Here is a 12,343-nt window from a genome sequence, read left to right as displayed (position 1 = left end):
CGCCTAGGCGGAGCCGGCCGGGGCGGCGGACTGGGAACGCTCCCAGCCGCCGCTCTTGCGCGTCCAGGTGAGGTCGAGTGAGACGTCGGGGCGGAAGCGCGGCACGTCGTCGCTGGAATACCCCTGCGCGCGGCCGGTGATGACGCCGTCGGAGCGCACCGCGAGCCTGCTGAGGGTGAGGTTCGCGCGCTCGGTCAGCAGGGTGGCCACCACCGCCGGGTGCCCGCCCGGGCCGAAGCCGAGCAGGTAGACGGAGTCCGGGGGGTTGCCGGTGTCGGTGGCGCAGTGCGCGGCGACGACCGTGCCGGGGTGCCCGTCGCCCAGGTCGGCGGGCACGCTGAGCACCGTCTTGACCGGGAAGGGGCCGCAGTCCATGGGCAGTTGGGCCGCCGCGGGGTCGGGGGCGGCGCTCGCGGCGAGGGCCCTGGGGGTGCCGCCGGCGGCCAGCGGGGTGCCGGTGGCCGGGGAGGCGGCGAGCCCCGCGGCCACCACCGCGCCGCAGCCGACCAGGGCAACGGCCCAGTGCCAGGGGGCGGTTCGCGCGTGCCCGGGGCCGGAGCGGCCCCGCGGTGTCTGCTGTCCAGCCGTCGCCGTCGTCGTCCCGACCCCGGTCTCCACCAGGCGTCCCCTCCAGAGCTCCAGGAGCTGGTCTGCGTGAGCGAGCATCGTCCCACACCCCGGCGGACGGAAGACGGAAGGGGTGGTGCGAACGTGACGCTCGCACCACCCCTTCTCCAGGTACTGGCTCAGCCCAGGTCGGGCTGCTCGGCCTCGACGTCGCGGGCGGCCTTGCGGGCCGCGGCGCGCTCCTGCAGGGTCGGCTCGGGCGACCCGCTGTCGTAGTCCTCGCCGTAGGCGCCCTTGGCCGGGCGGCGGCGGCGCAGCGGCGGCTCCACGCCGTCCGCCAGGCGGCGGGCGGTGAGCAGGAAGCCGGTGTGGCCGATCATCCGGTGGTCCGGGCGGACGGCCAGGCCCTCCAGGTGCCAGGTGCGGACCATGGTCTCCCAGGCCTGCGGCTCGGTGAAGGTGCCGTGATCGCGCAGCGCCTCGACGGTCTTGGACATCTGCGTGGTGGTGGCCACGTAGCAGCAGATGAGGCCGCCGGGGACGAGCGCCTTGGAGGCGACGTCCAGGCACTCCCAGGGGGCCAGCATGTCGAGGATGACGCGGTCGACGTCGGTCTCGACCAGGTTGTCCTGGAGGTCGCCGACGGTCAGCTTCCACGCCGGGTGCGGGCCGCCGAAGTAGCGCTCGACGTTGCCCCGGGCGATGTCCGCGAAGTCCTGCCGGCGCTCGTAGGAGGCCAGCGAGCCCTGCTCGCCGACGGCGCGCAGCAGGTAGGTGCTGAGCGCTCCGGAGCCGACACCCGCCTCGACCACGCGGGCGCCCGCGAAGATGTCGGCCATCGCCAGGATCTGCCCCGCGTCCTTGGGGTAGATCACGGCGGCGCCGCGCGGCATGGAGAGGACGTAGTCGGGGAGCAGGGGGCGCAGCGCGAGGTACGGGACGTTCCCCGTGGTGCGCACGACCGTGCCCTCGGGAGCGCCGATCAGCTCGTCGTGCGGGAACGCACCCTTGTGGGTGTGGAACTGGTTCCCGGCCTGGAGCGTGAACGTGTAGTGGCGACCCTTGGGGTCGGTCAGCTGGACCTGGTCCCCGACCTGGAAGGGCCCGCGTCGGCGGGCGGCACCGGTCGGTTCGGACATGCGGCCAATCCTAAGGGAAGCGGGCCGCCCCGCCTCACCAGGGCCTGGTCACCTGCCCGAGACGGCGGCGGTGAGGCGCCGCTCGATGTCGGCGAGCGCGGCCACGCCGTACACCCGGCCGTCCGCCTCGACCACCAGGTACTCCCCCGCCGGGGTGGCCTGGACGGCCCGCAGCAGGTCCTCGCCGCCGAGGTCGGCGTCCAGTCGCAGACCGGGTTCGAGGTCGCGGGCGAGCGGGCCCACGGCCACCCAGGGGCGGCGGTGCTCCGGTACGGCGCGTACCGCGGACTCGCGGACGATGGCGATCGGGTCGCCCCGGCCGTCCACCACCACGACCGCGCCGGCCTCGGCCTCGCGGGCCCGGCGCATCGCCTCGCCGAGCGGGGTGTCGGCGGTGACCTCGACGGTGCGGCGGGCGAGGTCGCGCAGCCGCAGCTCGGGCAGCGCCTCCTTGAGCCGGGCGTTGCGCAGGCTGCCGGTGGCGCCGTTCCAGATGATCGCGGCCAGCACGGCGGCGAGCACCGCGTCGACCAGGGAGTCGGTGGTGGTGCGATCGCCGCCGCGGGAGGCGCTGACCAGCGGCAGCCCGACCAGCACCGCGATCGCCAGCGCCCGGCCGATCCAGGCGGCGGCCACCGTGCCGGTCATCGCCCTGCCGGTGACGGCCCAGACCACGGCGCGCAGCATCCGGCCGCCGTCCAGCGGCAGGCCGGGCAGCAGGTTGAAGGCGGCGACCACCAGGTTGGAGACCATCAGGCCGGTCAGCAGCACCCCGGGGACGCTGGACAGCTCGACGGCGCGCAGCGCGAGGTAGAAGACGCCGCCGAGCACCAGGGACAGCAGCGGGCCGACGAAGGCCAGCCAGAACTCGCGCCAGGGGCTCTCGGCCTCGTTCTCGATCTCGGAGACGCCCCCGAAGAACTGCAGCTGGATCCGCCGCACCCCGAGCTTGTAACGCAGCGCGACCAGGGTGTGGGCGAGTTCGTGGACCAGGACGGAGGCGTAGAAGGCGACCGCGAAGAAGAAGGCCAGCAGGTAGCGCACGCCGCTGCCGAGTTCGGGCAGGACGTCCCCGAGCTGCCCGCCGAACACCCAGGTGATCAGCGCGGCGATGACGAACCAGGACGGGGTGACGTAGATGGGCACGCCGAAGGGGCGCCCCATCAGGAGACCGCCGCCGCGCTCCGGGCGCGGCCCGGTCGGGCGCCCGCCGTCCTGCGGTGGCTGGTCGGAGGTCTGCTGCCCCCTGGTGTCGCTCACCGTGATCCCTTCGGTCGTCCGCCCGTCGTGCCCCCGGTGCGCCCACGCTACGTGATCGCGGCCACTCGGTGCCGTGCGCCCCTCTGTCAGGCTTCATACCCACTGGACCGGCGCTGGACCGGCCCGGACCGGCCCGGACCGGCTCGGGGCCGCCGGGGCCGTCGGCCGGTCCGGGAGCCGTGGCAGCACGGTGGCAGCGCGATGACAGCGAAGGGCAATAGGGTCGTAGCCATGCAGCAGACCGACACCAGCAGTGCCGCCGGGGCCCCGGCGCGCCCGGCGGCGCCCCCGACCGGGCTGTCCCCGTCCCGCGCGGGGGACTTCCTCACCTGTCCCCTGCTGTACCGGCTGCGGGTGATCGACCGGCTGCCCGAGCCGCCGAGTCCGGCGGCGACCCGGGGCACCCTGGTGCACGCGGTGCTGGAGCGGCTGTTCGACAGCCCGGCGGCCGAGCGGACGCCGGAGCGGGCGCTGGGCCTGCTGCGGCCGCAGTGGGAGCGGCTGCTGGGCGAGCGCCCGGAGCTGGGCTCGCTGTTCCCCGACGACCCGGACGGCGCGGCGCTGACCCGCTGGCTGGCGGACGCCGAGAAGCTGGTCGGCCAGTGGTTCCGGCTTGAGGACCCGACCCGGCTGCACCCGGTGGAGCGGGAGCTGTACGTGGAGACGGCCCTGGAGTCGGGGCTGCTGCTGCGCGGCTACATCGACCGGGTGGACGTCGCCCCCACCGGTGAGGTCCGGCTGGTGGACTACAAGACCGGCCGGGCGCCCTCGCGGGACTTCGAGGGCAAGGCGATGTTCCAGATGAAGTTCTACGCGCTGGTGGTGTGGCGCTGGAAGGGCGTGATCCCCAAGCGCCTCCAGCTGGTCTACCTCGGCGGCGGCGGGGACGTGGTCAGCTACGACCCGGACGAGGCCGACCTGCTCGCCGTGGAGCGCAAGCTGCAGGCGCTGTGGGAGCGGATCAGCCACGCGGTGGCCACCGGGGAGTTCCCGGCCACCCGCAACCGGCTGTGCGACTGGTGCGACCACCAGGCCAGCTGCCCGGAGTTCGGCGGCACCCCGCCGCCGTACCCGCTGCCCGTGCCGGCACAAGCCCGTACGTCGGATGAGAGCGATCCCACGGGGGATCCGATGAGCAAGGAGTCCTAGTGACGATCCGAGTGCTGCTGGTCGACGACCAGCCGCTGCTGCGCACCGGTTTCCGGATGATCCTGGAGGCCGAGTCCGACCTGGTGGTGGTCGGTGAGGCCGGCGACGGTCAGCAGGCGCTGGACCAGGTGCGGGCGCTGCAGCCCGACGTGGTGCTGATGGACATCCGGATGCCGAGGATGGACGGCGTCGAGGCGACCCGCCGGATCGCCGGCCCGGGGCGGGACGGCCCGGCCAAGGTGCTGGTGCTGACCACCTTCGACCTGGACGAGTACGTGGTGGAGGCGCTGCGCGCCGGTGCCAGCGGCTTCCTGCTGAAGGACGTCCCGGCGGAGGAGCTGGTGCAGGCGATCCGGGTCGTCGCGGACGGCGCGGCGATGCTGGCGCCGAGCATCACCCGACGACTGCTGGACATGTACGCCACCAAGCTGCCCTCGGGCGAGGATGCGCCGCCGCAGGCGCTGAGCGCGCTGACCGAGCGGGAGTTGGAGGTGCTGAAGCTGGTGGCGCGCGGGCTGTCGAACGCGGAGATCGCGGCCGAGCTGTTCGTCAGCGAGACGACGGTGAAGACCCATGTCGGGCACGTGCTGACCAAGCTCCAGCTGCGCGACCGGGTGCAGGCGGCGGTGTACGCCTACGAGAGCGGGCTGGTGCGGCCGGGCACCCTGTAGACACCGCGGCGGCCCGCCGCCTCTCCCGGTCCGGGGGAGGCGGCGGGCCGCCGTGCGCGGGGCGCTACTTCCTGTTGCGGCCGATCTCCCAGAAGCGGAAGACGCCGGTGGTGTCGATGGTCGACTCGACGCCGGTGACGTACGGCTTGGCCGCGAAGAAGGCCTTGGTCTGGAACATCGGGATCAGCGGCACGTTCTCCGCGACGATGCCCTGGACCTGGTTGTAGATCCCGGTCACGGCGCCGCGGTCGGCCTGCTTGAGGCCTTCCGGCAGCAGCTTCTGACTGACCCGCTCGTCCACCCAGCCGGTGCGGTAGACGCTGTCCTCGGCGACCAGCGGCCCGACGTAGTTGTCGGGGTCCGGGTAGTCCGCGGTCCATCCGACCAGGTACGCCTGGTACTTGCCCTCGCTCCGGCCCTTCTGGTAGGCGGCCGAGTCGTTCTCCACCTGGGTGGTGACCTGGAACAGGCCGCCGGTCTCCAGCTGGCGCTTCAGGGTGTCGATCTCGCTGGTGCCGGTGCGCGAGCGCCCCGAGGCGAGATTGAGCTTGACCGGCAAGGGGACCTTGGCGGCTGCGAGGATCGCCTTGGCCTTGGCGACGTCGGGGTCGCCGTACTTGTCGTAGAAGACGGTGTTGTGGCCGGCGATGCCGGTCGGGATCATCGAGTACAGCGGCTGGACGGTGCGCGCGAAGACGTCGCGGGCGAGGGCCTTCCGGTCGACCAGCTGCGCCACGGCCTGACGGACGGCGACGTTCCCGGTGGTGGCGTCCTTGGTGTTGAAGGCGATCGAGTTGGTGTCGGAACTCTCGCCCTGAACGACGGTCAGGTCGCCCTTGCCGCCCTGCTGGTCGTCGAGGATCCGGGCGGCGGTGTTCGGCTCCAGGCTGTTGTCGGTGAGGTCGACACCGCCCTTGTCCAACTCGTCCTTCAGCGCGGTGGGGCTGTCGAAGTACCGCACGGTGAACTTGTTGTTCTGCAGCTTGGCGTCGCCGGCGTACTTGCCGTTGGGAGTCAGCACGACCTTGGCGAGGACCTTGGCGCTGCCGCCCTCGGGGGTCATGGTCTCGACCGAGTCGATCTTGTACGGACCGGAGCCGACGACCTTGTCGTTGTCGAGCAGCTTGTCGGCCGGGTAGACCTCGTGGTCGACGATGGCGCCGGCCGGGGTGGCCAGCTTGGCCGGCAGGGTCGCGTCGGGCGCGGAGAGGTGGAAGACCACCTCGTTGTCGCCCTTCGCCTCGACCGACTTGATCGTGTCCAGCAGGCCGCCCGGACCGTTCGGGTCCTTGATCTTCTTGGTCCGCTGGATCGAGAACACGACGTCGGCGGCGGTGAGGGCGTGGCCGTTGGCGAACTTCTGATCGGGGCGGAGCACGCAGTGGTACTGGGTGGTGTCCCCGCTGACGAACTCGCAGGACTGGGCGGCGTCCGGGGTCGGGGAGCTGGCGGCGGGAGGGAAGGCCAGCAGCGACTGGAACGTGTTGGAGAGCACCAGCCACGAGCCGGTGTCGTAGGCGCCGGCCGGGTCCAGGACGCTGGTAAGACCGCGGGTGCCCATGGTGATCGCCTTGCCGCCGCTGTCCCCCTTGACGGCGTCGGTGACCGATCCGCAACCGGCCACCGTCACGGCGACCAGACCGGCGCAGCCGAGTGCTGCCAGGCGTTCAGCTGAAGTCTTCACGGGAGCGTCCTTCGGGGGTGTCACGAACCCGAGTAGCGTGCCATATCGAACACGCACGACCGCTACCCGTGCAGATGACGTTTGGGACACGGTGCTGGGGGGCATCGCGGCACACCCGACGAGTTGTCAGCCAATGCCCGATTTCTCCCCCGCCGACCGTCCGCAGATTCGGGGCGGGGCCGCCTACCGGCCGGTAGCAGTGATGCGCAATGAGACGACAATCACATCAAGCGCTCGCTGCTCCGCTCGCCCCGGCTACACCCGCGAGGCGACCAGCGAGCGCAGCAGTTCGAGATCGACCTGCTCCAGCGAGGGCAGCACCAGCCGCCCGGGCGCCGCCTCGATCGGCGCCACCGAGGGAACCGCGATCACCGGACAGCCGGCCGCCTCGCCCGCGCGCACCCCGGTCGGCGTGTCCTCGACGACCACGCAGCGGGCCGGCTCCGCGCCCAGCCGGCGGGCCGCCGCCAGGTACGGGTCCGGGAACGGCTTGGTGCGCGGCACCTCGTCCCCGGCGATGCTGAAGGCGAAGCGCTCGGCGCCCAGCGAGCGCAGCACGATGTCGATCACGTGCCGGTGAGAGGCGGACACCAGCGCGGCCGGGACGCCGTGCGCGGCGAGGGTGTTGAGCAGCCGCTCGGCGCCGGGCATCAGCGGCACCCCGCCGGCCAGCAGGTCGACGAAGCGCTGGTTGACCAGCACCCCCAGGTCCGCCGGGGCGATGTCCACCCCGGTCCGGGCGACCAGGTAGTCCATCACCCGGGTCATCGGGCCGCCGACCACGTGCGCCCGGTCCTGCTCGTCCAGCTGGTGGCCCAGCTCGGCGAAGAGCGTGACCTCGGCCTGCCACCAGAAGTCCTCGGTGTCCACCAGCGTCCCGTCCATGTCCAGCAGCACCGCCTGCAGGCCGCGGCCGTCCCCGTGGTCGAGCGAGAGGGCGGTGGTGGAGCTGGTGGTCATGGCGAGTCCTTCCGGCAGTACCCCGCGGTGCGTCCTGGGACGCCCCCGGGGATGGCACAGGCCGGCCCGCTGGTGAGCGGACCGGCCCGTTCAGGATCATCAAGGATACGCCCGCTCCGCCCGGAAAGAGCGAACGCAGAAGGGCATCCGGATTACCGGGCGTTGAAGTACTTCGCCTCCGGGTGGTGGATCACGATGGCGTCGGTGGACTGCTCGGGGTGCAGCTGGAACTCCTCGGAGAGCACCACGCCGATCCGCTCGGGCTTCAGCAGCTCGGCGATCTTGGCGCGGTCCTCCAGCTCGGGGCAGGCCCCGTAGCCGAGCGAGAAGCGGGCGCCCCGGTACTTGAGCGCGAACATGTCCTTGACGTCCTGCGGGTCCTCGCCGGAGAAGCCCAGCTCGTAGCGGACCCGGGCGTGCCAGAACTCGGCGAGCGCCTCGGCCAGTTGCACCGACAGGCCGTGCAGCTCCAGGTAGTCGCGGTAGGAGTTCCCGGCGAACAGCTCGTTGGCCGCCTCGGAGATCCGGTTGCCCATGGTGACCACCTGGAGGCCGACCACGTCCCGCTCGCCGGACTCCTCCGGGCGGAAGAAGTCCGCCAGGCAGAGCCGGCGGCCGCGGCGCTGGCGGGGGAAGGTGAAGCGGGTCCGCTCGGTGCCGTCCTCGTGGAAGACGATCAGGTCGTCGCCCTTGGAGTTGGCCGGGTAGTAGCCGTAGACCACGGCCGCCTCCAGCCAGCCCTCGGTCTGCAGCCGGTCCAGCCAGGCCCGCAGCCGCGGCCGGCCCTCGGTCTCCACCAGCTCCTCGTAGGACGGGCCCTCGCCGTTGCGCGCGGCCTTCAGACCCCACTGGCCCTTGAACAGCGCGTCCTCGTCCAGCCAGGAGGCGTAGTCCGCGAACGGGATGCCCTTGACGATCCGGTCGCCCCAGAACGGCGGGGTGGGCAGCGTGTTGTCCAGCGCGACGTCCGAGCGGATCTGGCCGAGGTTGACCTCGGGCTCCGGCTCCGCCACCTCGACCCGGGCGTGCCGGCGCTGCTTGAGCTCCGGCAGGGTCGCACCGGGCACGCCGCGCTTGACCGCGATCAGCGCGTCCATCAGCCGCAGGCCCTCGAAGGCGTCCCGGGCGTAGCGGACCTCGCCCTCGTAGATCTCGTGCAGGTCCTGCTCGACGTAGGCGCGGGTCAGGGCGGCGCCGCCGAGGATCACCGGGTAACTGGCGGCCAGCTTGCGCTGGTTCAGCTCCTCCAGGTTCTCCTTCATGATCACGGTGGACTTCACCAGCAGGCCGGACATGCCGATCACGTCCGCGTTGTGCTCCTGCGCGGCGTCCAGGATCGCCGAGACCGGCTGCTTGATGCCCAGGTTGACCACGTTGTAGCCGTTGTTGGACAGGATGATGTCGACCAGGTTCTTGCCGATGTCGTGGACGTCGCCCTTGACGGTGGCCAGCACGATGGTGCCCTTGCCCTCGCTCTCGGACTTCTCCATGTGCGGCTCCAGGTGGGCCACCGCGGTCTTCATCACCTCGGCGGACTGGAGCACGAACGGCAGCTGCATCTGGCCGGAGCCGAACAGCTCGCCGACCACCTTCATCCCGGCGAGCAGGGTGTCGTTGATGATCTCCAGCGCCCGGCGCTCGCCCAGCGCCTCGTCCAGGTCGGCCTCCAGGCCGTTGCGCTCGCCGTCGATGATCCGGCGCTGCAGCCGCTCCTCCAGCGGGAGCGCGGCCAGCTCCTGCGCCTTGGAGGCCTTGACCGACGCCGTGGAGACGTTCTCGAACAGCTCCAGCAGGCGCTGCAGCGGGTCGTAACCGTCCCGGCGGCGGTCGTAGACCAGGTCGAGGGCGGCCTCGCGCTGCTCCTCGGGGATCCGGGAGATCGGCAGGATCTTGGAGGCGTGCACGATCGCCGAGTCCAGGCCGGCCTCCACGCACTCGTGCAGGAAGACCGAGTTGAGCACCACGCGGGCGGCCGGGTTGAGGCCGAAGGAGATGTTCGACAGGCCGAGGGTGGTCTGCACCCCGGGGTGGCGGCGCTTGAGCTCGCGGATCGCCTCGATGGTCTCGATGCCGTCCCGGCGGGACTCCTCCTGGCCGGTGGCCAGGGTGAAGGTCAGGCAGTCGACCAGGATCGAGCCCTCGTCGATGCCGTAGTCGGTGGTCAGCTCGGCGATCAGCCGCTCGGCGATCTCCACCTTCTTCTCGGCCGTACGGGCCTGGCCGTGCTCGTCGATGGTCAGCGCGATCAGGCCTGCGCCGTGCTCGCGGGCCAGCGAGGCGATCCTGGCGAAGCGGGAGTCGGGGGCGTTGCCGTCCTCGTAGTTGACCGAGTTGAGCACCGCGCGGCCGCCGAGCGCCTCCAGGCCGGCCTGCAGCACCGGCGGCTCGGTGGAGTCCAGCACGATCGGCAGGGTGGAGGCGGTGGCCAGCCGGCCGGCGATCTCCTTCATGTCGGCGACGCCGTCGCGGCCGACGTAGTCCACGCACAGGTCCAGCAGGTGCGAGCCGTCCCGGATCTGGTCACGGGCGATCTCCACGCAGGCCTGCCAGTCGCCGGCCAGCATCGACTCGCGGAACTTCTTCGAGCCGTTGGCGTTGGTGCGCTCGCCGATCGCCAGGTACGAGGTGTCCTGGCGGAACGGCACCGACTGGTAGAGCGAGGCAGCCGCGGGCTCCGGCTGCGGCTCGCGCCGGGCGATCGGGCGGCCCTGGACCTTCTCGACCACCTGGCGCAGGTGCTCGGGGGTGGTGCCGCAGCAGCCGCCGACCAGCGAGAGGCCGTACTCGCGGGTGAACACGTCGTGCGCCTCGGCCAGTTCGGCCGGGGAGAGCGGGTAGTGGGCGCCGTCCTTGCCGAGCACCGGCAGGCCCGCGTTCGGCATGCAGGACAGGCCGATCCTCGCGTTCTTGGCGAGGTAGCGCAGGTGCTCGCTCATCTCGGCCGGGCCGGTGGCGCAGTTGAGGCCGATGTAGTCGACGCCGAGCGGCTCCAGCGCCGTCAGCGCGGCGCCGATCTCGGAGCCGAGCAGCATGGTGCCGGTGGTCTCCACCGTCACCTGCACCAGCACCGGGAGGTCCAGCCCGGCCTCGGCCAGGGCGCGCTTGGAGCCCAGGATCGCGGCCTTGGTCTGCAGCAGGTCCTGGCTGGTCTCCACCAGCAGCGCGTCGGCGCCGCCCGCGATCAGACCGGCCGCGTTCTGCTGGAAGCCGTCGCGCAGCGTCTCGTACGGCGCGTGGCCGAGGGTCGGCAGCTTGGTGCCGGGGCCGATCGAGCCGAGCACCCAGCGGGTGCGGCCGTCGGCGGCGTGGGCGTCGGCCACCTCGCGGGCGATCCGTGCGCCGGCCTCGGAGAGCTCGAAGATCCGCTCGGAGATGTCGTACTCGCCCAGCGCGGCGAAGTTGGCGCCGAAGGTGTTGGTCTCCACGCAGTCCACGCCCACCGCGAAGTAGGCCTCGTGGACGGAGCGGACGATGTCCGGGCGGGTGATGTTGAGGACCTCGTTGCAGCCCTCCAGATCCTGGAAGTCCTCCAGGGTCGGGTCCTGCGCCTGGAGCATGGTGCCCATCGCACCGTCGGCGACCACCACCCGGGTGGCGAGCGCTTCGCGCAGCGCGTTCGCGCGGCTCTGCTGAGTGGTGGACGGGTCGGCTGCAGTGGCCATGGGGCGTCTCCCTGGTGCGACGGCTGTCGGCTTTGCGAACCCGCTTCGTCGGGCCCGCACGTCGTCAGGGTATCCGGCCGACGGCCCGCCACGCGGGCCCATTCCGTATCCTGAGCGCTCGACCGCAAGGGGGAGCGATCGCGTGGCAGGCTTTCGGGCCGCCGCGCGGCGCGTGGGGCGGGCCGTCTCGGCCCCGTTCCGGGCGCTGCGCGAGCGTTGGAGGGGCTGGTCCTGGTGGCGCCGGGCGCTGCTGGCGCTGGGGCTGGCGGTGGCCGTCCCGGTCGCCGCGCTGGGCTCGGTGTTCGTGGCGATCCGGCTGCACTACACGGGTGAACCCGCCGCCGAGGCGCGCACCCGGGGCCGGGACGCGGTGTGGCTCGGCCACGCCTGGGTGGACGGCCGCAAGACCGACGCGGACGTCGCGGCGCTGGCCCGGCAGCTGGCCGGCACCGGGGTGCGCGACCTGTACGTCCACACCGGCCCGCTGGAGCACGACGGCTCCCTTCCGGCGTCCGTCCACCCGCGGGCCCGCTGGTTCACCGAGGCCGCCCACCGGGCGCTGCCGGGGGTCCGGGTGCAGGGCTGGCTGGGTGACGAGGTCAAGCCGGAGCGGGACGCCCTGGACCTGGACGACGCGCCCACCCGGGAGCGGGTCACCGCCTCCGCCCGACAGGTGCTGGACCAGGGCTTCGACGGCGTGCACTTCGACATGGAGCCGATCCGCCCCGGCTCGGCCGGCTGGCTCGCCCTGCTGGACCAGGTCCGCCCGGTGACGGCGGCGCGTCACGCCGTGCTGTCGGTGGCGGCCCCGCAGATCGACCCCGTCCCCGGACTGCACACCGCGGGCATCCTGCTCACCGACCACGGCAAGTGGTGGGACCAGGCGTACTTCCGGGAGACCGCCCGCCGGGTCGACCAGATCGCGGTGATGGCGTACGACACCTCGATGCCCACCGAGCCGCTGTTCGGCGGGTACGTCGCCCAGCAGACCGAGCTGGCGCTGCGGGCCACCCCGCCGCAGGTCGACCTGCTGATCGGCCTGCCGTTCTTCTGGGACGACAAGTGGGGCCACTGGGGCGACGCGGAGACCGTCCCGGCGGCCGTCCGGGGCGTGCGGCTCGGCCTCGGCCACCAGGACCCGGGGCGGGCCAACTTCGGCGTCGCGCTGTACGTGGACTTCGCCGCGACGCCGGAGAACTGGGCGGTGTACCGGGGCGGCTGGGTGGACCCGGCCTGAGCGGCGCCCCGCGA

The 12,343-nt window shown here is 72.5% G+C and carries 9 protein-coding genes; 3 read left to right on the top strand and 6 right to left on the bottom strand.

What is annotated here, in order from left to right; genetic code table 11:
* Positions 1-3: 3 nt before the first annotated feature.
* From ACZ6Z8_RS24735 to ACZ6Z8_RS24725, 3 genes are all read right to left on the bottom strand, one after another.
* Positions 4-666 carry a hypothetical protein gene (locus ACZ6Z8_RS24735; protein WP_465612257.1) on the bottom strand — a complete coding sequence of 221 codons (663 nt, stop codon included), beginning with the start codon at positions 664-666 and terminating at the stop codon, positions 4-6.
* Between the two features lie 80 nt (positions 667-746).
* Complete coding sequence (locus ACZ6Z8_RS24730) at positions 747-1,706, bottom strand: tRNA (adenine-N1)-methyltransferase (RefSeq protein WP_465612256.1); 960 nt, start codon at positions 1,704-1,706, stop codon at positions 747-749.
* Positions 1,707-1,754: 48 nt separating this feature from the next.
* A complete protein-coding gene (locus tag ACZ6Z8_RS24725) occupies positions 1,755-2,966 on the bottom strand; it encodes a site-2 protease family protein (protein WP_465612255.1) in 1,212 nt (403 codons plus the stop codon).
* A gap of 231 nt (positions 2,967-3,197) precedes the next feature.
* On the opposite strand from ACZ6Z8_RS24725, the gene ACZ6Z8_RS24720 reads away from it, so the two are divergent.
* Together ACZ6Z8_RS24720 and ACZ6Z8_RS24715 are read left to right on the top strand one after the other, a co-directional pair.
* Complete coding sequence (locus ACZ6Z8_RS24720) at positions 3,198-4,115, top strand: RecB family exonuclease (protein ID WP_465612254.1); 918 nt, start codon at positions 3,198-3,200, stop codon at positions 4,113-4,115.
* Positions 4,115-4,786 carry a response regulator gene (locus ACZ6Z8_RS24715; protein ID WP_396537929.1) on the top strand — a complete coding sequence of 224 codons (672 nt, stop codon included), beginning with the start codon at positions 4,115-4,117 and terminating at the stop codon, positions 4,784-4,786. The genes ACZ6Z8_RS24720 and ACZ6Z8_RS24715 overlap by 1 nt, the downstream gene beginning before the upstream one ends.
* Positions 4,787-4,850: 64 nt before the next feature.
* On the opposite strand, the gene ACZ6Z8_RS24710 is transcribed toward ACZ6Z8_RS24715, so the two are convergent.
* The 3 genes from ACZ6Z8_RS24710 to metH form a co-directional block, all read right to left on the bottom strand.
* Complete coding sequence (locus tag ACZ6Z8_RS24710; protein WP_465612253.1) at positions 4,851-6,470, bottom strand: ABC transporter substrate-binding protein; 1,620 nt, start codon at positions 6,468-6,470, stop codon at positions 4,851-4,853.
* A gap of 255 nt (positions 6,471-6,725) precedes the next feature.
* Positions 6,726-7,430 (bottom strand): HAD family hydrolase, encoded by a 705-nt coding sequence (locus ACZ6Z8_RS24705; RefSeq protein ID WP_465612252.1) that lies wholly within the window; start codon positions 7,428-7,430, stop codon positions 6,726-6,728.
* 152 nt (positions 7,431-7,582) lie between these two features.
* A complete protein-coding gene (gene metH, locus ACZ6Z8_RS24700; RefSeq protein WP_465612251.1) occupies positions 7,583-11,092 on the bottom strand; it encodes a methionine synthase in 3,510 nt (1,169 codons plus the stop codon).
* A 142-nt stretch (positions 11,093-11,234) separates the two neighbouring features.
* Here metH and ACZ6Z8_RS24695 point away from each other — a divergent pair, with 142 nt between their 5' ends.
* The gene (locus ACZ6Z8_RS24695; RefSeq protein WP_465612250.1) at positions 11,235-12,329 is read left to right on the top strand and encodes a glycoside hydrolase family 18 protein; all 1,095 of its coding nucleotides are present in this window, start codon (positions 11,235-11,237) and stop codon (positions 12,327-12,329) included.
* The last annotated feature ends 14 nt before the right edge of the window (positions 12,330-12,343 follow it).

The organism is Kitasatospora sp. NPDC101108 (assembly GCF_055584725.1).
This window is presented reverse-complemented; position numbering and strand designations above follow the sequence as displayed.

Bases quoted from the DNA above. Each gene is read 5' to 3' on its own strand.
- ACZ6Z8_RS24735 (WP_465612257.1), bottom strand. From the start codon at position 666: ATGCTCGCTCACGCAGACCAGCTCCTGGAGCTCTGGAGGGGACGCCTG.
- metH (WP_465612251.1), bottom strand. From the start codon at position 11,092: ATGGCCACTGCAGCCGACCCGTCCACCACTCAGCAGAGCCGCGCGAAC.
- ACZ6Z8_RS24720 (WP_465612254.1), top strand. From the start codon at position 3,198: ATGCAGCAGACCGACACCAGCAGTGCCGCCGGGGCCCCGGCGCGCCCG.
- ACZ6Z8_RS24730 (WP_465612256.1), bottom strand. From the start codon at position 1,706: ATGTCCGAACCGACCGGTGCCGCCCGCCGACGCGGGCCCTTCCAGGTC.
- ACZ6Z8_RS24705 (WP_465612252.1), bottom strand. From the start codon at position 7,430: ATGACCACCAGCTCCACCACCGCCCTCTCGCTCGACCACGGGGACGGC.